The following is a 20,520-nucleotide window of genomic DNA, read 5'->3' as shown; positions in this document are numbered from 1 at the left end:
TCCGCTTTTTCGCCCGAACCGAAACAGGAACCGGAACAAGGACCGTTACGGTTGCATCTTCGCACGGGAACGCCATCCTGAAGGGCATGATCCTGATCGCAATAGGCGCCAACCTGCCGCGCGCCGAGGGGAGTACCCCGCTGGAGACCTGCCGCTGGGCGGTGGAGCACATCGCTTCCATCCCGGGGGTCCGGGTCGTGGCGGTGTCGGCCTGGTACGAAAGCGCACCGATTCCCCCCTCGGGCCAGCCGCCCTATGTCAACGGCGTCGTCGCCGCGACGGGCGAGCTGGACCCGGCCGTCCTGCTGGCGGCGCTGCAGGGAATCGAAGCCCGGGCCGGACGGCGCCGGACGGTGGCCAACGCCGCCCGGCCGCTGGACCTGGACATCATCGCGATGGGTGACCTGGTGCGCGACGCCCCGGACCCGATCCTGCCGCACCCCCGGGCCGACGCACGGGCCTTCGTCCTGCTGCCGCTGCGCGACGTGGCCCCCGGATGGCGCGACCCCAGGTCCGGCCGGACGGTCGATGCGCTGGTCGCGGACCTGCCCGACCAGCAGATCCGCCGGCTGGAGGCGGACTGACCGGCCTGCCTTGCACTTTGGGGGCGCGGCGACTACATATGGTTCTTTGCAACTGACACTTACATCCGGAGGCCTGCCTCATGGCTCGCGTCACCGTCGAAGATTGCGTTGAACGGGTTCCCAACCGATTCGAACTGGTCCTGCTCGCCGCACAGCGCGCGCGCGGCCTGTCGCGCGGGGAAGAATTGACGGTCGACCGCGACAACGACAAGAACCCGGTCGTGGCGCTGCGCGAAATCGCCGACCAGACGATCGTGCTGGAGCAGATTCGCAGCGATCTCGTCCGTTCGCTGGCCCGCGCGCCCGAGCCCGAGCCCGCCGACGAGGAGGTCATGGACCTGATCCCGACCGAGCAGAACATCTTCGGACTGCAGGATGTCTCGGCCGAGGAAGAAGCATCCCACGGTACTGCCGGCATGTCGGCCGAAGAACTGGAAGCCGCGATCGAGGCCGAACTGGGCGGCCGCGCGCGTCGATAAACCCATGGGGAAGAATGCGGCGGACCCTGTCGGCACGTTGCATGTCCCCGCCCTCGAACTGGGGGCGTCCCTTCCGGCTGGGGGCACGGGATCGGGCCGGCCCGTTACCGTGCCTTCGGACCCCGATGCCCCGCCCGCGCCGGCACGGGTCATCTCGTGCGAGGGATTGCTGCGGCGCATTCGCAGCTACGACCCGGATGCCGACCTCGACCTGATTCGCCGCGCCTTCGCCGTGGCCCAGGCCGCCCATGCCGGGCAGGTCCGCGACAACGGTGACCCGTACATCACCCATCCGCTGGCGGTTGCCAGTATCCTGGCGGGCTTCCATCTCGACCCGTCGTCGATCGCGACGGCGCTGCTGCACGATACGATCGAGGATACCGGCGTCACGCACGATCGGCTGCGCGCCGAATTCGGGCCGACCATCGCCGACCTGGTGGATGGCGTCACCAAGCTGACCCGGCTGGAACTGCAATCCGACCGGACCAAGCAGGCCGAGAATTTCCGCAAGCTGGTCCTGGCGATGTCCAAGGACATCCGGGTGCTGATCGTCAAGCTGGCGGACCGGCTGCACAACATGCGCACGCTGCATTACGTGCAGCGGCTGGACCGCCGCCAGCGTATCGCGCGCGAGACCATGGAAATCTATGCGCCTCTGGCCGGGCGCATCGGCATGGACAAGGTCAAGACCGAACTCCAGAACCTGTCCTTTGCCGAACTGGAGCCCGAAGCCAACGCCACCATCCGTGCGCGCCTGAACTACCTGCGCGGCCAGGGCGCCGACGTGATCGAGGAAGTGCGGCGCGAACTCGCGCATCTGTGCCGCGAAGCCGGACTGGGCGAGGTCGAGGTGACGGGGCGCGAGAAATCGCCCTTCTCGATCTGGGAGAAGATGCAGAACCGCAACGTCGCGTTCGAGCAGCTGTCCGACATCATGGCGTTCCGCATCCTCGTGCCGACGCGTGAGGCCTGCTACATCGCGCTGGGCGCCGTCCATGCGGCCTATCCGGTCATTGTCGGGCGGTTCAAGGACTATATCTCCACCCCCAAGGCGAACGGCTACCAGAGCCTGCATACCGGCGTGACCCTGCGCCAGCCCCGCAACCAGAAGATCGAAGTGCAGATCCGCACCGCCGAGATGCACGACATCGCGGAAAACGGCGTTGCCTCGCACTGGCTGTACAAGCAGTTGCCGGGGGCCGGCGAGGATGCGGCGCGCACGGTCACGGGCCTGCGCTGGGTCCAGGACCTGCTGGATATTCTCGAAGATTCGGCGGCACCCGACGAATTCCTCGAAAACACCAAGCTGGAACTCTACCAGGACCAGGTGTTCTGCTTCACCCCGAAAGGGCAGCTGATTTCGCTGCCGCGCGGGGCCACGCCGGTCGATTTCGCCTATGCCGTGCACAGCCAGGTCGGCGACAGCTGCGTGGGGGCGCGGATCAACGGGCGGCTGATGCCGCTGCGCCACGAACTGCAGAACGGCGACCAGGTCGAAATCATGACGGCGCGGGGCGGTACGCCGTCGCCCTCGTGGGAACGCTTCGTCGTCACCGGCAAGGCGCGCGCGCGCATCCGCCGCCATGTCGCGGCCCAGCAGCGCGAGGCCCATGTCGATGGCGGCCGCGCCGCCCTGGCCAAGGCCTTCCGGCAGGAGGGCGTGGACGGGTCGGAAAAGGTCCTGGACAGCATCCTGCCCGACCTGAAGCTGGTATCGGTCGAGGATCTGTACGTCGCGGTCGGCAACGGCAATATCAGCCCCCGCGACGTGGTGCATGCGGCCTATCCCGAGTTGCGGCAGACGCCGCGCGCGCCGCGCATGGTGCCGGGTATTCCCATGCGGGCGCCGTCGCGGGTGGCCAGCCGGCCGAAGCCGGGCGGCGGCATGGCGCTGGCCGGGATCGGCCCGGGCATCGCGGTGCATTTCGCCGGCTGCTGCCATCCGCTGCCGGGCGACAAGATCGTCGGCATCGTCGCGACCGGCAAGGGCATCACCATCCATATGGCCGGGTGCCAGACGCTGGAGAGCTTCGCGGCGACCCCCGAACGGTTCATGGACGTGGACTGGGATTACGACATCATCGGCCGTGGCGCGACCGAACCGCATATCGGGCGGCTGAGCGTGATCGCGGCGAACGAACCGTCCGTGCTGGCGACGCTGACCAACACCGCGTCGAAGCATGACGGCACCGTCGTCAACCTGCGCATCGTGAACCGCCAGCTCGATTTCATGGAAATCCTGGCGGATATCGAGGTCCGCGACCTGCGTCACCTCTCCTCGGTGATCGCGGCGCTGCGGGCGGCCAACGGCGTGGTCCAGGTCGAGCGCGCGAAGGGATGAGCCTGATCGGAATCGGATCGGACCTGTGCGATATCAGGCGGATCGAACGCGTGCTGGCCCGTCATGGCGAGCGTTTCCTGGTCCGCGTCTTCACCGACGCCGAACGCAGGCGCGCCGAGCGCCGGCACGGCCAGGCCCGGCTGGGGGCGTACGCCAAGCGGTGGGCGGCGAAGGAAGCCTGCGCCAAGGCGCTGGGAACGGGGTTTTCGCACGGCGTGTTCCACCACGATCTGGGGGTGGACAATTTGCCGGGCGGACAGCCGGTCATGGTGCTGACCGGCGGGGCGAAGACGCGGCTGCACGTCCTGACCCCGCCGGGATCGACCGCCCGCATCCTGCTGTCGATGACCGACGAGTACCCGTATGCCTTCGCGCAGGTGATGATCGAAACTGGCCCGCTGCCCTGAAAGCGGGCTAATGTCGGAACCCGGCAGGCCAGACGGGTGCTGCTGGCCAAGCCTTTGCTTGACAGGGGCCGGTCCCCTCGGCTTCATCCGCGGGCCTTGCGGCCGGCCCGCGTCCAGCCTTGCCCCATCCCATTTCCGGATTCAGATACCAGACCCATGGACGACCCGAACAAGACCCATTCCTCGTCCTTGCCATCGGCGGGTGCCGTTCCGGCCTTGCGCGGGCTCTGGGACCTGATCCGCACCATCCTGATCGCCGGCCTGCTGGCGGTGGGCGTGCGCACGGTACTGTTCGAACCGTTCAACATCCCGTCCGGTTCGATGATTCCGACCCTGCAGGTGGGCGATTACCTGTGGGTGGCGAAATACAGCTACGGCTATTCGCATTTCTCGCTGCCGCGCTCGCCGGACCTGTTCGACGGCCGCATCTTCGGCAGCCTGCCGCACCGGGGCGACGTCGCCGTGTTCCGCTTCACCCGGGATACATCGATCGACTACATCAAGCGGATCGTCGGCCTGCCGGGCGACCGCGTGCAGGTGCGCGGCGGTGAGCTGTACATCAATGATACGCTGGTCCCGCGCGAGGCCAGGGGCAATTACGTCGCGGTGGACGAGCACCGCACGCGGATGGAGGGGCAGCGCTACAGCGAAAGCCTGCCTGGAAGCGGCGGCCGCCCCCCGGTCACGCATGACATCCTGAAGCTGACGAACGAAGGGTTCCAGAACGATACGCCGGTCTATGTCGTGCCGTCGGGCTATTTCTTCGCCATGGGCGACAATCGCGACGACAGCGCCGACAGCCGCTTCATGGGCGACGACCCGGAAGATCTGGGCTTTGTGCCGATGGAAAACCTGATCGGGCAGGCCAAATGGATCTTCCTGTCGATCGACGCGCGCTATCCGGCGTGGGAATTCTGGATGTGGCCGGTCGAGATCCGCTGGGACCGCCTGTTCCAGGGGGTGCGATGACCGCGTCTGAAAGCGGTGGCGCGGACGGTGTGGTGGCGTCGGTCGAGGCGCGGGTCGGCTACCGGTTCCGCCGCCCCGACCTGCTGCGCGAGGCGCTGACCCATCGCTCGGCCGCCCATCAGCGCAATGGCGGGGGCGCGCGCCGGTCGCGTCAGCCGGCCGCGCGGCGCGGTGCGGGGTCGAACGAACGGCTGGAATTCATCGGCGACCGGGTGCTGGGGCTGGTGATGGCCGAATGGCTGCTGGAACGCTTCCCTGACGAACAGGAGGGGGCGCTGGGTCCGCGCCACGCCCATCTGGTGTCACGTCCGGTCCTGGCCGCCATCGCCGGGACCATGAATCTGCAGCAGGCGCTGGACGTGGCGGAACACGAGGCCCGGGCGGGCGTGCGGCAGGTGGCCAACGTCCTGGCCGACGCGGTCGAGGCGATCCTGGGCGCCATCTACCTGGATGGCGGGCTGGAGCCGGCCCGCCGCTTCGTGCGTGCGGCGTGGAACGAGGCGATCGTGGCCCAGGCGCAGCCTCCCAAGGACCCCAAGACAGCCTTGCAGGAATGGGTCCTGGCGCGCGGCCTGCCGCTGCCGGCCTATCGGACGGTGCAGATGGACGGGCCCTCCCATGCGCCACGCTTCGTCATCGCGGTGACGGCGGCGGGCCAGTCGGCCGAGGGAATCGCCGGCAGCAAGCGCGCGGCCGAAAGTGCCGCCGCCGCCGACCTGCTGAGGCTGGTTGATGAGAGACAATAACGGGCGGGATCGCGGATGCCGCCGGAAGGGATACAGGATATGACCACCCGCTGCGGCTTCGTCGCGATCGTGGGCGCGCCGAATGCCGGGAAGTCGACGCTGCTGAACCGTATGGCCGGGGCCAAGCTGTCGATCGTCAGCCCCAAGGCGCAGACGACGCGCTTTCGCGTCCTGGGCATCCTGATGCGCGGGGAAAGCCAGATCCTGCTGGTGGACACGCCCGGCATCTTCCAGCCCCGGCGCAAGCTGGACCGCGCGATGGTGGCGGCGGCCTGGACCGGGGCCGAGGATGCCGACATCACGCTGCTGCTGGTCGATGCCCGGCGTGGCCTGTCCGAATCGGTGCGCGCGATCGTCGAGCGGCTGGCGCAGTCCCGCCGCCGGGTCTGGCTGGTCCTGAACAAGACCGACCTGGTGGACCGGCAGGCCCTGCTGCCGCTGACGGCGGAACTGTCGGCGCTGCTGGATGTGGAACATGTCTACATGGTCAGCGCCCGCAGCGGCGACGGGGTCGAGGACCTGCTGTCCGCGCTGGCCGCTTCCCTGCCCGAAGGGCCATACCTGTATCCCGAGGACGATCTGACCGACCTGCCGGACCGGCTGCTGGCGGCGGAACTGGTGCGTGAACAGATCTTCCTGCAGACGCACGAGGAAGTGCCCTATGCCGCGACCGCCGAGACCGAAAGCTTTCGCGAACTGCCGGACGGATCGGTCCGGATCGAGGTCACGATCTACGTCGCGCGGGCCGGGCACAAGGCGATTCTGATCGGCGAGAAGGGCAGCCGGATTCGCTCGATCGGCGAGCGCGCGCGCAAGGACCTGTCCCGCCTGCTGGACCGCACCTGCCACCTGTTCCTGAACGTGAAGGAACGGGCCGGCTGGGACGAGGAACGGGCCCGCCTGCGGGCCATCGGGCTGGACGACACGCCCTGATGGGCATGGCCGGGCGATGAGCGTGCTTGTGACCGCTCGCAACCGGCTATAAGAGGGTCTGCATGGGTGAGGTCCCGGCCGGGGCGTCCCCCGCATTCGTTCATCTCAGGGATCCGGGGGCGTCATGACAGATCAGGCAACGGAAAAAACCATTGGTTTTCAGCGTGTCCTGCTGAAGGTCTCGGGCGAGGCCCTGATGGGTGAGGGCTCGTACGGGATCGATCCCGTAATGGTCGACACCATCGCCACCGACATTGCCGAGGTCGCACGTACGGGCGTCGAGATCTGTCTGGTCATCGGGGGCGGCAACATCTTTCGCGGCGTCGCGGCGGCGGCGCGCGGCATGGACCGGGCGCAGGGCGATTATGCCGGCATGCTGGCCACGGTCATCAACGCCCTGATGGTGCAGAACGCGCTGGAACGGCACGGCGTGCCGACGCGCGTCATGTCCGCCATCCAGATGTCGTCGGTGGCCGAACCCTATATCCGCAGGCGGGCTGTGCGGCACATGGAAAAGGGCCGTGTCGTCATCTTCGCGGGGGGCACGGGCAATCCGTTCTTCACCACCGACACGGCGGCGGCGCTGCGGGCGGCGGAAATGGACTGCAACGCCCTGCTGAAGGGCACGCAGGTGGACGGCGTCTATTCGGCCGACCCGCGCAAGGTCAAGGACGCGACCCGCTTCGAACAACTGACGTACCTGGACGTGCTGGCCAAGGACCTGCATGTGATGGATGCCGCCGCGATCAGCCTTGCGCGTGAAAACCGCCTGCCGATCGTGGTGTTCAATATTCATGCGCCGGGCGCATTCCCGAAAGTAATGCGCGGCGAAGGCCTGTATACCCGGATTGTCGAAACGGCCTGACGGGCCGGTTGCTGGAATGAATGAGGATAGGGGGCAGCCGTGACCGTGGCCCCCATGGATGACTATGGAGGGCCGCTGTGGCTGCTGATCAGAAGACACTGCTGGATGACCTGACCCGTCGGATGGACGGCGCGCTGGAAAGCCTGCGCCGCGATTTCGCGGGTCTGCGTTCGGGTCGCGCAAGTCCCGCGCTGATCGAACCGGTGCGTGTCGAGGCCTATGGCGGCGAGGTGCCGCTGACGCAGGTCGGATCGATCGCGGTGCCCGAGGCGCGGATGCTGACCGTCCAGGTCTGGGACCGCTCGCTGGTGGGGGCGGTCGAACGGGCGATTCGCGACAGCGGCCTGGGCCTGAATCCGGCGGCCGACGGCCAGACCGTGCGCGTGCCCATTCCCCAGTTGACCGAGGAACGGCGCGGCGAACTGGCCCGCACGGCCGGGAAATATTCCGAAAACGCCAAGATCGCGGTGCGCGGCGTGCGCCGCGACGGCATGGATCAGACCAAGGCGCAGGAAAAGAAGGGCGACATCAGCCAGGACGACGTCAAGGTGTGGTCGGACGCGATCCAGAAGCTGACGGACCAGTATGTGAAGCGGATCGACGAGATGCTCGCGGAAAAGGAACGCGAGATCAAACAGGTCTGACGCGGCAGTGACCGTCAGTCCGGTGCCCGGCCCGCTGGCCGGGACGACAGCATCACTGGTCCCCCCGGCCACGACCGCGCCCATTTCGGCGCCCGTGACGACGTCCGGTTCCACGGCGCCGGTGTCCGGGCTGGATCGCGGGCGGGGCGCCCCGGCCCTGCCGGCGCATGTCGCGGTGATCATGGATGGAAACGGGCGCTGGGCCGCCGCGCGCGGCCTGCCGCGCGTCGCCGGGCACCGCGCGGGGGCCGAGGCCGTCAGGCGCTGCATACGCGCCGCGATCACGCGCGGGGTCGGCTGCCTGACCCTGTATGCGTTCTCATCGGAAAACTGGCGGCGCACCCCGGACGAGGTCGCGGACCTGACGGCGCTGCTGCGCTACTACCTGCGGCACAAGGTTGCCGAACTGTGCCGCGAGGGCGTGCGCATCCGCATCATCGGCGACCTGTCGCGTTTCGACGCCGACGTCCGGGACGAGGCCAGGCGCGCCGAGGACATGACGGCCGCCAATACGCGCCTGACGCTGGTCCTGGCCCTGTCCTATGGCGGCCGGGCTGATATCGTGCAGGCGGCGGCCCGCGTGGCCTTCGCCGCCCGCAGCGGCACGATCGATCCCGCCGAACTGGACGAGGCGCTGTTCAGCCGGTTCCTGCTGACCGCCGACGTCCCCGATCCCGACCTGATCGTGCGCACCAGCGGCGAATGCCGGCTGTCCAATTTCCTGCTCTGGCAGTCGGCCTATGCCGAACTGGTCTTTATCGAGACGCTCTGGCCCGATTTCGACGAGCACCATTTCGACGCGGCGCTGGACATGTTCGCCCGGCGTGAGAGGCGATTCGGTGCCCGTCCCGCCCTCTGATCCCGTGTCGGGAGGCCGCCCGACGCAGGGAAAGCCTGGACGGAACTGGAAGGACCTTCGCGCCCGCCTGCTGTCGGCCGCCGTGCTGGTGCCGGTGGCGGCCCTGTGCGTCTGGGCAGGCGGCGCGCCCTATGCGGCGCTGATCGTGCTGGCGACGGCGGGGATGGCGATTGAGTGGGGACGGATGTTCGGCCTGCGAACCGCGTCGTGGCGGGGCGTGCTCTACCTGCTCTGGCCCGTGGCCGCCATGGCGGCGGCGCTGGGGGGACAATGGCGGGGGGCGTTCATGGTCATGGGGGGGGCGTTCGTGTTCGGGCCGTCCTTGTGGGCCGGACAGGTCGTGATCGGCTGCGCCGGCCTGGCCCTGCTGTGGCTGCGGATGATGACCGTGCCCGGCGCCGGGGTCGTCCTGTTCGTCGTGACCTGTGTCGCGGTCAGCGACAGCGGGGCCTATTTGGTCGGCCGCCTGCTGGGCGGCCCGAAACTGGCCCCCGCGATATCGCCCGCCAAGACCTGGTCCGGCTCGCTGGGCGGGCTGGCCTGCGCCATGGTCGCGGGTGGGGGGGTGTGCAGCCTTGTCTCCGGTCCCGGCAACTGGGCGCGCGGCATGGCTTTCGGCGCGCTGATGGCCGTGGCGGCGCAGATCGGCGACCTGGCGGAAAGCGCGCTGAAGCGCGCGCGGGGGGTCAAGGATTCGGGCGCGATCATTCCCGGCCATGGCGGATTGCTGGACCGGTTCGACGGATTGCTGGTCGCGGCGCCGCTGGCTGCCTTGCTGTCGCTGGGGGCGGCGGGCGGGGCGGCATTTTGGTATGTGACGCAGGCTGGCCTGATGTCCGCCTGCTGGGGGCACGCGGGAACTTGAATTCCCCCGCGCGGGGCGCGGCCGGATGATGGAACAGGAATGGACGGCGGAGCGACGCCGGACGGGCAGGGAAGAACGAGGCATGAAGTCAGTTACCGTTTTGGGCAGCACCGGCAGCATCGGATGTTCCACGGTCGATCTGCTGCTGCAGGCGCCGGAACGGTTCCGGGTCGCGGCCCTGGTCGGGGGCAGCAACGCGCCGCGCCTGGCCGAGCAGGCGCGGGCCCTGCGCGCCAGCCACGCGGTCATCGCGGACGAAAGCCGGCTGCCGGAACTGCGGGCCCTGCTGGCCGATGACGGGATCGCGGTCTCGGGCGGGCGCCAGGCCGTCATCGATGCCGCGTCCCAGCCGGTCGACTGGACCATGGCGGCCATCACCGGGGCGATCGGGCTGGAACCCACCCTGGCGGCGGTACGCAACGGCGGCTCGGTCGCCCTGGCGAACAAGGAGGCCCTGGTCTGCGCGGGCGACGTCATGCTGCGCGCGGTCCAGCAGGCCGGTGCCACGCTGCTGCCGGTCGATTCCGAACATAATGCGATCTTCCAGTCCATGGCCGACCGTCAGGCGGACCAGGTGGAAAAGATCGTGCTGACGGCCTCGGGCGGCCCGTTCCGCCGTGCCAGTCTGGCCGAGATGGAAAAGGCGACGCCGGAAGCCGCCCTGCGTCATCCGACCTGGACGATGGGGGCCAAGATCACCATCGATTCGGCCACGATGTTCAACAAGGGGCTGGAGGTCATCGAGGCCGCGCGCCTGTTTTCGCTGACCGAGGACCGGATCGGCGTCGTGGTGCATCCGCAATCGGTGGTCCACGGCCTGGTGCAATATACCGATGGCAGCATCGTGGCGCAGATGGGGTCGGCCGATATGCGGATTCCCATCGCGCACACGCTGGCCTGGCCCTGCCGCATGGCCACGACCTCGCCCCGGCTGGACCTGGCGGCCCTGGGACGGATGGAATTCGAGGAACCGGACGAAGTGCGCTTTCCCGCGCTGCGCCTGGCCCGGGAATCCTTGCGCGCGGGCGGCGCCGCCCCCACTATCCTTTCCGCGGCCAATGAAATCGCAGTCGAGGCGTTTCTCGGCTGCGGTATCGGTTTCCTCGACATCGCGCGCGTGGTCGAATCCGTCATGCAGGCCATCGGCCATCAGCCGGCCGACACGCTGGAGGCCGTGCTGCACTGGGACCAGGAAGCCCGCCGGGCGGCCCGCCTGCGCACGGCATCACTCGCGGCCTGATCCGACGCGGCCAGTTCCGGCCCAGGTTCGGCGACGATCTTTATCAGGAGTTAGCCCGTCATTATGCCCGATCTGCTTCGGACCGTCCTTGCCTTTGCCCTGGTGCTGGGCGTGCTGGTCTTCATCCACGAACTCGGCCACTACCTGGCCGCGCGCTGGCGGGGCGTGCATGTCGAGGTATTTTCGATCGGGTTCGGGCGTCCCCTGCTGCGCTGGCATGACAAGGTCGGGACGGAATGGCGGATCTGCCCGCTGCCCCTGGGCGGCTATGTCAAGCCGCATGGCTTCGAAGGGCCGGAAGAGGCGACGCCGGAACAGATGGCGGCCTGGCAGCCCGGACGGACCTTCCATGACAAGCCGGTCCTGTCCCGCGCCATCGTGATCGTTGCCGGGCCGGTCTTCAACTTCCTGCTGGCCATCGTGCTGTTCGCGGGCCTGTTCGCCACCGTGGGGCGGCCGGAAATCCGCAACGTCGTGGGGCAGGTCCTGCCGGGAAGCGCCGCGGCTTCGGCCGGCGTGAAGCCGAACGACGCCATCGTGCGGATCGGCGACCACGTGGTGGCGGACGTGGCGGACATCCAGGCCCGCATTTCGGCCGAACCGGGGGAAAAGACGGTCCTTACGGTCCGCCGTGCCGGGCAGGACGTGACCCTGCCGGTGACGGTCGGCTCCGTGACCGATTCATCGGGAAGCCATGCGGGGCAACTGGGCGTGATGTTCACCGCGACGGTGGGCAAGCCGATGGCGCTGCCCGCCGCGATCGTCGCCGCGGGGCAGGAGACATGGCACCTGGTGGTGCAGACGCTGGCCGGGCTGTGGCAGATGCTGACCGGGCAGCATAGCGCCAAGGACCTGGGCGGTCCGCTGCGCATCGCCCAGATGTCGGGCCAGGTTGCGCAGTACGGCGTGGCCAGCCTGGTGTCCTTCATGGCGCTGCTGTCGATCAACCTGGGCCTGATCAACCTGTTTCCCATCCCGGTGCTGGATGGCGGCCGGCTGGTTTTCTACGCGCTGGAAGCCGTGCTGGGGCGTCCCGTATCCCGGCGGGTGCGCGATATCAGTTTCCAGGCCGGTTTCGCGGTCATCGCGGGCCTGTTCCTGTTTTCGACGTTCAACGACCTGTCGCATTTCGGACTGTTTCGATGGGTCGCATCCCTGGCCGGATGATGCCATGATCACGAGGTCATGGAGGCGCTTGCGCGACGGGGGGATTTTCGGATACCTCCGCCAAGCGGATATGATCGACAGGAAGCACGCGGCGAATCCGTTTCGCGCGGACAGGTGTCGGGTCTGCGGGCCGTCTGGTTTGGGGGAAGCCGAATTTGCCGACTAAACGTTCAACGCTTCTTGCGTCGGTTTGCCTCATACCGCTGTTTTTCGCCGGGGCCGCCGAGGCACGGCAGGGCGTTGCGACGCGGGGCCCGGTGGCGCATACGCCCACGGGCGGGGTCATCGAATCGATCGACATTTCCGGCAACGACCGTATCGAGACCAACACGGTCCTGTCCTACATGGTCGTGCAGCCCGGCGACCCGTTCAACCAGGACCAGCTCGACCGGTCCCTCAAGACGCTGTACGCCACCGGCCTGTTCCGCGACGTGACGCTGCACCGCGCCGGCAACGTGCTGCAGGTGCACCTGGTCGAGAACCCGATCGTGAATCGCATCGTCTTCGAAGGCAACCATGCCGCGAAGGACGAGGACCTGCGCAAGGTGATCGCGCTGCGGCCGCGCGCCGTCTTCTCGACGCAGACCACGGCAGCCGACCGGCAGAAGATCCTGGGCGTCTATGCCGAGAAGGCACGCTATGCCGCGACGGTGACGCCGCAGATCATCCGCCTGTCGCATAACCGTGTGGATGTGGTCTTCCAAATCAACGAGGCGACGCAGACACTGATCAAGAAGATCTCGTTCGTCGGCAACCGCGCGTTCAGCGAGGCCCGGCTGGCGCAGGTGGTCTCGTCCAAGGAAACGGCCTGGTACCGCTTCTTCGCCTCGTCGGATGAATATAATCCCGAGCGCCTGCGCTATGACGGCGAATTGCTGCGCCGCTTCTACCTGCGTAACGGGTTCGTCGATTTCCAGGTGAAGAACGCCACGGGCGAACTGTCGCCGGATCGCAAGTCCTTCTACGTGACCTTCACGGTAGACGAAGGCCTGCGCTATCGCCTCGGTCGGGTGAACATCCGCTCGTCCCTCAAGCATGTCCCCGCCGCGTCGCTGCGCAAATATATCGAACTGTTCGCGAACCAGTGGTACGACGGCAGTGCGGTCCAGCACAACGCGACGGACATGGAGGAAATCCTGCAGGGCCAGGGGCATCCCTTCGCGATGGTGCGCCCCGAAATCGCCCGCAATCCGGAAAAGCGCACCGTCGACCTGCTGTTCGACGTCAGCGAGGGCCCGCGGGTATATGTCGAACGCATCGACATCAACGGCAACACCATTACCGAGGACAAGGTCATCCGGCGCAACCTGCCGATGGCCGAGGGCGATCCGTACACCCCGAGCGAGCGCAAATACGCCAAGGCTATGCTACAGGATCTGGGATATTTCAGTTCGGTTTCGATCGACCAGAGCCCCGGTTCGGCACCGGACAAGATAAACGTGGCCGCCAACCTGGTCGAAAAGCCGACCGGGGAGTTCTCACTGGGTGGCGGCTATTCGACCGACGTGGGTATCCTGGGCAATATCGGGCTGAAGCAGCATAACCTGCTGGGGTCGGGCGTTGATGCTGGAATTTCCGGCACCATGGCGTATTACCAGCGGCAGGCCGATATTTCGGTCAGTGACCCCTACTTCCTGAATCGTAACATGGTGGCGGGTGTCGATATCTTCGCCATCCAGAACAACTACCAGACCTATCAGAACTATTCGGAAGGGCGGTACGGCATCTCGTTCCGCATGGGGTACTCGTACAACAACCACCTGTCGCAGTCGTTCAGCTATTCGCTGACGGATCGTGACATCGACAATGCGTACAGCGATGCGTCGTGGTACGTGCTGAAGCAGACGGGCTGGTCGCTGCTGTCGCAGCTCAGCACTACGCTGACCTATGACACGCGTGACAACCGCATGAATCCGCACAGCGGCTATGTGGTCCGTCTGGCGGGTGATTTCGCCGGTATCGGTGGAAACGAGCGTTATCTGCGCGGCAAGCTCGATGCCGCCTATTACATTCCGCTGGACGACCTGATGGGCAACCACGACTGGACGGTCGCGCTGACCGCCGGAGCGGGTGACATCGTGAACTGGGGCGGCGGCCGCAGCGACATCATCGACAACTTCTACCTGGGCGGCAGCACGCTGCGCGGCTTCATGGATGGCGGCGCCGGCCCCCGTACCATGGGCATCCCCGCTTATACGTGGCAGGGTGTCACCTACCCGATGCATTCGCAGGAGGACTTCCTGGGCGGCCGCTTCATGTATACCGGTTCGGCCACCGTCAATTTCCCGATGCCGCTGGCGGCGGATATGGGCATCAAGGGCCGCTATTTCGTCGATATGGGCGGCCTGGACGGGCTGCGTATCCCGCGGCGCTATACCGCCTATCCGCAGGATATGCCCTATTATACGCCGGTCTATAGCGACACGATCAAGCCGCGTGTCAGCACGGGCGTGGGCTTTTCGTGGAAGAGCCCATTCGGCCTGATCAATATCGACCTTGGTATTCCGGTCCTGAAGGAAAAACATGACCGGACCCAATTGTTCCGCTTTGGCTTCGGCCAGCAATTCTGAGGTGACAATGCTTCGTTCTCGTGGCGTATCCGCCCTGGTCGCGGCCGTCGTGATGTCCTGCGCCGGCCTGCCGTCCACCGCAGCCCTGGCCCAGGGGGCAGCGGCATCCGGTGGAAATGCCGGCTGGTTCGTGCCCAAGTCCGCGCAACCTGCCGCCGGAACGGCCGCCCCGCGCGGGCCCGCGCGTACCGCTCCGGTGCCGCTGCCCGCCGCCCCCGCCGACAGTGACGACGCCCAGTCCCAGACGCCGCCGGTCCTGCCGATGCCGCCGGTTCCCGCCTCGCCGGACATTCCGCGCGGCGTGGCCCCGCCGGTGCCGGTCATCGGCGTCATCAGCGTGCCCGACGTGATGCGCCTGTCCAGTGCCGCGCAGCAGGCCGAGCGCGTCCTGGGCGCCCGGCGCGACGAGCTGGCCCGCGACGCGCAGAAGGAACAGGGCGGCTGGCGCGACGAGCAGCAGAAGCTGCAGGCCCAGGCCAAGAACATGGCGTCGGACCAGATCCAGTTGCGTGAGCGTCGCCTGCAGGAACGCGTGATCGCCGCCCAGCGCGATTTCCGCAACCGCAACCGGATCATCCAGGAAGCGGCGCAGGTCTCGCTGAACCAGATCGAGCGCGAACTGGTCCAGATCCTTCGCCAGGTCGCCGGAAGCCGCGGCATGAACCTTGTGCTGCATCGCGAGCAGGTCGCGCTCAGCCAGGACGGACTGGACATCACGCAGCAGGTTGCCGACCAGTTGAACAAGGTCCTGCCGACCGTGTTCATCCCGGCGGCGAATGTCGATCCCGAGGAACTGGCGAAGTCCGGCACGATGCCGACGACGGCCGATGCCGGCCGGCAGGCGGCGCCTGCCCCGACACCCGCGCCGGTCGCGGCGACGGCCCGGCACTGACGGGCGCCAGCGCAATGGAAAGGCAGGACGCGGCCCTGCCGGGGGACCGGCGGTTCTTCGAGCGGAACGGCCCGTTCTCGCTCCGGGCACTGGCGGAATGCGCCGGGGCCAGGGTCGAAGGCGGGGATGAGGCAGACGACGCCCCCCGCTATGTCGGGATCGCGCCGCTGCAGTCGGCCGGCCCGCAAGAGGTCAGCTTCCTCGACAACCGGCGCTATGCGCCGCTGCTGGAACAGACGCGGGCGGGCGTGGTGATCCTTGCCCCCGCCTTCGTCGACCGTCTGCCCAAGGGTACGGTGGGGCTGGTGTGTTCGACGCCCTATCTGGCGTGGGCGCGCGTGGCTGGCCTGTTCCACCCGGTCCCGGCCGCGATCCCGGGTATCCATCCCACCGCCATCGTCGGCGCCGGCGCCGACATCGATCCGTCGGCGCAGATCGGTCCATTCGTGACCATCGGCGCGGGCGCGCAGGTGGGGGCGGGCAGCCGGATCGACGCCTATGCGCTGATCGGAGACGGGGTGCGGATCGGCGCGCATTGCCGGATCGGCAGCCACGCCAGCGTGTCGCATGCGCTGCTGGGCGACCGGGTCACGCTGCTGTCCGGCGCGCGGATCGGCCAGGAAGGGTTCGGCTTCGCGGTAGGGCCCGACGGGTTCGAGACCGTGCCGCAGTTGGGCCGCGTGGTGCTGGAAGACGGGGTGGAGGTCGGAGCGAATTCGACCATCGATCGCGGTTCGTCCCAGGACACCGTCATCGGCGCGGGCTCACGCCTCGACAACCTGGTGCAGATTGGCCATAATGCCCGCCTCGGGCGGTGTTGTATCGTCGTTTCCCAGGCCGGTATTTCAGGTTCGACGGAACTGGGCGATTTTGTCACCATCGCCGCCCAGGCCGGTCTGATCGGTCATATTCGTGTTGGCACCAAGGCCCGTATCGGTGCGCAATGCGGCGTGATGTCGGATGTGGAAGCAGGGGCCGATGTTATCGGTAGCCCTGCGATGCCGTTTCGGGAATTTTTCCGGAACGTGGCCGTGTTGCGGCGCCTGGCCAAAAAGGCGACGCAAAATGGAGGGGGCGAGACCTGAGGCTGCTGGCCTCCGAACAAGGCCCCCGGAATTCAACCGGGACAGGCGGGCGACGGTCGCAAGGATGACGTGTCCCGCTATCCCGAGCAAGATGGTCGGACGACGTGGATAAAGAAGTAGAGGTTCCCCCGGCGGGCGATAGCCCGACCTGCATCGAAGCGATCGACGTGATGCGGATCATGGAAGCGATACCCCATCGCTATCCGTTCCTGCTGATCGACCGGATGGTCGATATCGTGCTGGGGTCCTCGGCGGTCGGCATCAAGAACGTGACCGCCAGCGAACCGCATTTCCAGGGGCATTTTCCGGCCCGCCCCGTCATGCCGGGCGTCCTGATCATCGAGGCGATGGCGCAGACGGCCGCAACCCTGGTGGTGCTGACCCTTGGCCCGGCGTTCGAGGGCAAGCTGGTCTATTTCATGACGATCGACGGGGCGAAGTTCCGCCGGCCGGTCGGACCGGGCGACCAGTTGCGTATCCATGTCGAAAAGGAACGCAGCCGCGCCAACGTATGGAAATTCAAGGGTATCGCGCGCGTTGACGGCGTGTCGGTGGCCGAAGCCACGTTCAGCGCGATGATCATGGGCTAGCATCCTGCCCCGTTGGGGATCGGATGCTGCTGGGAGAGAGAATGTTGACCGATTTGGCAGGATTGGACGCCGAAACCAGGGCCGCCGAGATTCATCCTTCCTCGATCGTGGCGAGCGGGGCGCGGATCGGTCATGGGGTTCGGATCGGCCCGTGGTGTTCCATCGGTCCCGACGTGACGATCGAGGACGGGGTCCATCTGATCGCCAACGTGATCATCGACGGTCATACCCACATCGGTCCCGGGGTCGTCTGCTTTCCGTTCACCACCATCGGAATGGCGCCGCAGGACCTGAAATATCGTGGCGAACCCACGCGCTGCACCATCGGTGCGCGCACGGTCATCCGCGAAAACGTCACGATCCACCGTGGCACCGCGACGGGCAGCGGGGTCACCCGGGTCGGTGACGACTGCCTGATCATGGCCAATTCCCATGTGGCGCACGACTGCACCCTGGGGAACGGGGTCATCATCGTGAACAATGTGGTCATGGGCGGCCATGTGACGATCGGCGATCATGCGCGGATCATGGGTGCGGCGGCGCTGCACCAGTTCGTCCGTATCGGACGGGCGGCCCTGGTCGGCGGCGTCTGCGGAGTGGAAGCCGACGTCATTCCCTATGGCAGCGTGCTGGGCAACCGCGCGCGGTTGGTGGGGCTGCACTGGATCTGGCTGAAGCGCAACGGCGTGCAGCCGGATGAACTGCATCTTCTGCGCCGTGCGTTCCGCGCCCTCTACCCCCGGGCGATGGACGAGGAATCGACGGCCTTCAGCCGTCGCCTCGCAAGCGTGCGGGCGGATTACGGCAGCGACCCGAAGGTGGCCGAGATCCTGGCCTTCATCGAGGCCCCCAGCCATCGCGGCCTGGTGCGGGTAGCCGGCGGGGGAGCGGCCTCGATCGAATCAGACGGCGTCTGAGTGTCCGGTCGGAAGAACGGGCCGGCGCTGTCGGGCGAGTGCGTGGGAATCCTGGCCGGCGGCGGGCCGCTGCCGGGACAGGTCGCCCGGGCGGCCGTGGCCATGGGCCTGCGCGTGTTCATCGTCGGTTTCCAGGATTTCGCCGAACCCGCCATCATCGAGCCCTGGCCGCACCGCTATATCCGTCTGGCGGCGGCGGGCGAAATCCTGTCCTGCCTGCGCGCGGAACAATGCCGGGACCTTGTCCTGATCGGACCGGTGCGCCGGCCTTCGTTTTCCGACCTGCGTCCCGATGCGACGGGGGCCCGGATCATGGCGCGCATCGGGCGCGCGCTGTTTTCGGGCGATGACGGCCTGCTGGCGGCGATCGTCCGCGTGTTGGCCGAGGAAGGATTCACCATTCACGGTGCCCATGAATTCCTCTCCGGTTCGGTCGGACGGCGCGGGGTGCTGGGGCGCGTCCAGCCCGATGCCCAGGCGCAGGCCGATATCGGGCGCGGCCGTGCGGTCGTCGATGCCATCGGGCGGCTGGATATCGGCCAGGGCTGCGTGGTGCAGGACGGGCTGGTCCTGGCGGTCGAGGCGATGGAAGGCACCGACCGGATGCTACTGCGTGCGGGGGAATGCCGGCAACCGGGACGCCCGGGCGGGGTTCTGGTCAAGATGCTCAAACCCGGGCAGGATCGCCGGGCGGATCTTCCGACCATCGGGCCGGATACCGTGCGGCGCGCGGCCCAGGCCGGGCTGCGCGGCATCGCCTTCCAGGCCGGTGCCACCCTGTTGACCGATCCGGACGGCTGCGTCGCGGCCGCGAATGAAGCCGGCCTGTTCCTGGCCGGGATCGAATAGGAGAGAAAGATGGGATCGTATCTGCACACGATGGTTCGCGTCCGCAATCTCGACGCCAGCATTGCCTTCTATAAATTGCTGGGCATGCACGAATTGCGCCGGCGCGAGGTGCCCGAAGGCAAATACACCCTTGTCTTCATCGGCTATGCCGACAACGCGGCCGGCCAGGCGGAAATCGAACTGACCTATAACTGGGGCCAGGATGACGGGTACGAGGTCGGGACCGGATTCGGTCATTTCGCCGTAGGCGTGCCCGACGTGGCGGCGGTGGCCGAGGCCGTGCGCGCGGGCGGCGGCAAGGTGACGCGCGAGGCCGGGCCCGTGAAATTCGGCACCACGATCATCGCCTTCGTGGAAGACCCGGACGGGTACAAGATCGAATTGATCCAGCGCCCGTAGGCGCCCGGTCATTTTTTGGGCTGTCCAAGCGCCTTCAGCCGGCTTACGGCCTGCTCGATGGACTGGATGATCTGTTCGGCGGCGGCGCGGACCTGCGGGTCGGCATGCAGGGTCAGCCCGTCGGCCGACAGCATCGCGGGCGACAGCAGGCCGCGCACGTCATGCAGGGTCGCGGCGACCCGGCGGGTCTTTTCGTCCGATTCGGGGCCTGTCATGGCTCTTCTTCTCTTGCACGTTGACGTGCCGGGCAACGGGACGTATAAGCCGCGACGAAATTAGCGTTGTCAATTGGGGAGTGCCGTCGTGAAGCGCACGTATCAACCGTCCAAGCTGGTCCGCAAGCGCCGTCACGGCTTTCGCGCCCGTATGGAAACCGTCGGCGGCCGCAAGGTGATCGCGAACCGCCGCGCCAAGGGCCGCAAGCGCCTTTCCGCCTGATCATCAGGCCTGTCGTGTCCCCGGGCCAGTCCCGGGGCGCCGAGTTTCCAGGGGGCTGCTGATAGTGGCCGACCGCGCCCATCGTCTCAAGAAACGCGCAGAGTTCCTGAAGGTCGCATCCAGGGGGCGGAAAGTGCCGTCGCCTGGCCTTGTGCTGCAGGCCCTGGGGCGGGACGACTCCGATCCGGCCAGGATCGGCTTTACCGTGACAAAGAAGGTCGGAAACGCCGTCGTCCGCAACCGGACGCGCCGCCGCCTGCGTGAAGCGGTGCGCGTCGTGGAACGCGAGGAGCCGCTGAACGGGGTCGATCTGGTCCTGATCGGGCGCGACGGAACGCGCGGACGCACCTTCGCCGCCCTGGTGGGCGACCTGCGCCGTACCCTGCGCAAGGCGGGCGTGCGGGGAGCGGAGTGAGTGCAGTTCTGGCTTGGCTCTTGATCGGCGCGATTCGCGTCTATCAATGGGTCTTGAGCCCCGTCCTGGGACCGAATTGCCGATTCGTGCCCTCCTGCAGCAATTACGCGGTGGAAGCGGTGCGCCGTCACGGTCCGTTTCGCGGCGCGATTCTGGCCGCATGGCGGATCTTGCGTTGCAATCCGTGGAATATCGGCGGATACGATCCCGTGCCTTCGCGGGAGCGCGCGCGCCGTTCCTGCTGTTCTTCCCATAGATAACGAGAG

Annotated in this window: 24 protein-coding genes; 23 read left to right on the top strand and 1 reads right to left on the bottom strand. The window is 67.3% G+C overall.

Annotated features, from left to right (window positions below):
* Positions 1–86 precede the first annotated feature (86 nt).
* The 20 genes from folK (at position 87) to gloA (ending at position 19,401) form a co-directional block, all read left to right on the top strand.
* Positions 87–584, top strand: a complete 498-nt coding sequence (folK, locus tag GDI_RS10300; protein WP_012553091.1) for a 2-amino-4-hydroxy-6-hydroxymethyldihydropteridine diphosphokinase — start codon at positions 87–89, stop codon at positions 582–584.
* 80 nt (positions 585–664) lie between these two features.
* Positions 665–1,063, top strand: coding sequence for a DNA-directed RNA polymerase subunit omega (rpoZ, locus tag GDI_RS10295; RefSeq protein WP_012225967.1), 399 nt, complete (start codon positions 665–667; stop codon positions 1,061–1,063).
* 4 nt (positions 1,064–1,067) lie between these two features.
* On the top strand, positions 1,068–3,404 hold the full coding sequence (locus tag GDI_RS10290; RefSeq protein ID WP_012225966.1) for a RelA/SpoT family protein: 2,337 nt from the start codon (positions 1,068–1,070) through the stop codon (positions 3,402–3,404).
* The gene (gene acpS, locus GDI_RS10285) at positions 3,401–3,811 is read left to right on the top strand and encodes a holo-ACP synthase (protein WP_012225965.1); all 411 of its coding nucleotides are present in this window, start codon (positions 3,401–3,403) and stop codon (positions 3,809–3,811) included. The genes GDI_RS10290 and acpS overlap by 4 nt, the downstream gene beginning before the upstream one ends.
* Positions 3,812–3,967: 156 nt before the next feature.
* Positions 3,968–4,780, top strand: coding sequence for a signal peptidase I (gene lepB / locus GDI_RS10280; RefSeq protein ID WP_012553089.1), 813 nt, complete (start codon positions 3,968–3,970; stop codon positions 4,778–4,780).
* Positions 4,777–5,526 (top strand): ribonuclease III, encoded by a 750-nt coding sequence (gene rnc / locus GDI_RS10275; protein WP_012225963.1) that lies wholly within the window; start codon positions 4,777–4,779, stop codon positions 5,524–5,526. The genes lepB and rnc overlap by 4 nt, the downstream gene beginning before the upstream one ends.
* Positions 5,527–5,556: 30 nt before the next feature.
* A complete protein-coding gene (gene era, locus GDI_RS10270; protein WP_173363412.1) occupies positions 5,557–6,459 on the top strand; it encodes a GTPase Era in 903 nt (300 codons plus the stop codon).
* 124 nt (positions 6,460–6,583) lie between these two features.
* Positions 6,584–7,324, top strand: coding sequence for a UMP kinase (gene pyrH, locus GDI_RS10265; RefSeq protein WP_012225961.1), 741 nt, complete (start codon positions 6,584–6,586; stop codon positions 7,322–7,324).
* 77 nt (positions 7,325–7,401) lie between these two features.
* Positions 7,402–7,968 carry a ribosome recycling factor gene (gene frr, locus GDI_RS10260; protein ID WP_012225960.1) on the top strand — a complete coding sequence of 189 codons (567 nt, stop codon included), beginning with the start codon at positions 7,402–7,404 and terminating at the stop codon, positions 7,966–7,968.
* A gap of 181 nt (positions 7,969–8,149) precedes the next feature.
* Entirely contained in the window at positions 8,150–8,827 is a 678-nt protein-coding gene (gene uppS, locus GDI_RS10255) for a polyprenyl diphosphate synthase (RefSeq protein WP_231854326.1), read from the top strand.
* Between the two features lie 4 nt (positions 8,828–8,831).
* Positions 8,832–9,692 carry a phosphatidate cytidylyltransferase gene (locus tag GDI_RS10250; RefSeq protein ID WP_012225958.1) on the top strand — a complete coding sequence of 287 codons (861 nt, stop codon included), beginning with the start codon at positions 8,832–8,834 and terminating at the stop codon, positions 9,690–9,692.
* Positions 9,693–9,774: 82 nt separating this feature from the next.
* Positions 9,775–10,932 (top strand): 1-deoxy-D-xylulose-5-phosphate reductoisomerase, encoded by a 1,158-nt coding sequence (gene dxr, locus GDI_RS10245; protein ID WP_012225957.1) that lies wholly within the window; start codon positions 9,775–9,777, stop codon positions 10,930–10,932.
* A gap of 63 nt (positions 10,933–10,995) precedes the next feature.
* A complete protein-coding gene (gene rseP, locus GDI_RS10240) occupies positions 10,996–12,099 on the top strand; it encodes an RIP metalloprotease RseP (protein WP_012225956.1) in 1,104 nt (367 codons plus the stop codon).
* Positions 12,100–12,356: 257 nt separating this feature from the next.
* Positions 12,357–14,669, top strand: a complete 2,313-nt coding sequence (gene bamA, locus GDI_RS10235) for an outer membrane protein assembly factor BamA (protein WP_012225955.1) — start codon at positions 12,357–12,359, stop codon at positions 14,667–14,669.
* A gap of 7 nt (positions 14,670–14,676) precedes the next feature.
* Positions 14,677–15,561 carry an OmpH family outer membrane protein gene (locus GDI_RS10230; RefSeq protein WP_012553085.1) on the top strand — a complete coding sequence of 295 codons (885 nt, stop codon included), beginning with the start codon at positions 14,677–14,679 and terminating at the stop codon, positions 15,559–15,561.
* A 14-nt stretch (positions 15,562–15,575) separates the two neighbouring features.
* Entirely contained in the window at positions 15,576–16,646 is a 1,071-nt protein-coding gene (gene lpxD, locus GDI_RS10225) for a UDP-3-O-(3-hydroxymyristoyl)glucosamine N-acyltransferase (protein WP_012225953.1), read from the top strand.
* A gap of 104 nt (positions 16,647–16,750) precedes the next feature.
* Positions 16,751–17,236 carry a 3-hydroxyacyl-ACP dehydratase FabZ gene (gene fabZ / locus GDI_RS10220; protein ID WP_012225952.1) on the top strand — a complete coding sequence of 162 codons (486 nt, stop codon included), beginning with the start codon at positions 16,751–16,753 and terminating at the stop codon, positions 17,234–17,236.
* Positions 17,237–17,277: 41 nt separating this feature from the next.
* Positions 17,278–18,153: an acyl-ACP--UDP-N-acetylglucosamine O-acyltransferase gene (gene lpxA, locus GDI_RS10215; RefSeq protein ID WP_012553084.1), complete on the top strand. Its 876-nt coding sequence runs from the start codon at positions 17,278–17,280 to the stop codon at positions 18,151–18,153.
* On the top strand, positions 18,154–19,002 hold the full coding sequence (locus tag GDI_RS10210) for an LpxI family protein (protein WP_012225950.1): 849 nt from the start codon (positions 18,154–18,156) through the stop codon (positions 19,000–19,002).
* Between the two features lie 9 nt (positions 19,003–19,011).
* Positions 19,012–19,401 carry a lactoylglutathione lyase gene (gene gloA / locus GDI_RS10205; protein ID WP_012225949.1) on the top strand — a complete coding sequence of 130 codons (390 nt, stop codon included), beginning with the start codon at positions 19,012–19,014 and terminating at the stop codon, positions 19,399–19,401.
* An 8-nt stretch (positions 19,402–19,409) separates the two neighbouring features.
* Here gloA and GDI_RS10200 read toward each other — a convergent pair whose 3' ends face one another.
* Positions 19,410–19,616, bottom strand: coding sequence for a hypothetical protein (locus GDI_RS10200; RefSeq protein ID WP_012225947.1), 207 nt, complete (start codon positions 19,614–19,616; stop codon positions 19,410–19,412).
* Between the two features lie 88 nt (positions 19,617–19,704).
* Here GDI_RS10200 and rpmH point away from each other — a divergent pair, with 88 nt between their 5' ends.
* The 3 genes from rpmH to yidD all read left to right on the top strand — a co-directional run bounded on the left by rpmH (position 19,705) and on the right by yidD (position 20,514).
* Complete coding sequence (gene rpmH / locus GDI_RS10195) at positions 19,705–19,839, top strand: 50S ribosomal protein L34 (protein WP_012553083.1); 135 nt, start codon at positions 19,705–19,707, stop codon at positions 19,837–19,839.
* 64 nt (positions 19,840–19,903) lie between these two features.
* The gene (gene rnpA / locus GDI_RS10190; protein WP_012225945.1) at positions 19,904–20,254 is read left to right on the top strand and encodes a ribonuclease P protein component; all 351 of its coding nucleotides are present in this window, start codon (positions 19,904–19,906) and stop codon (positions 20,252–20,254) included.
* On the top strand, positions 20,251–20,514 hold the full coding sequence (gene yidD, locus GDI_RS19105) for a membrane protein insertion efficiency factor YidD (RefSeq protein ID WP_310889160.1): 264 nt from the start codon (positions 20,251–20,253) through the stop codon (positions 20,512–20,514). The genes rnpA and yidD overlap by 4 nt, the downstream gene beginning before the upstream one ends.
* Positions 20,515–20,520: the final 6 nt, after the last annotated feature.

Source organism: Gluconacetobacter diazotrophicus PA1 5, assembly GCF_000067045.1.
In the GTDB taxonomy this organism is placed as follows: Bacteria; Pseudomonadota; Alphaproteobacteria; order Acetobacterales; family Acetobacteraceae; genus Gluconacetobacter; species Gluconacetobacter diazotrophicus.
The sequence above is the reverse complement of the archived record's forward strand: the minus strand, read 5'-3'. Positions and strand labels throughout refer to the sequence as shown.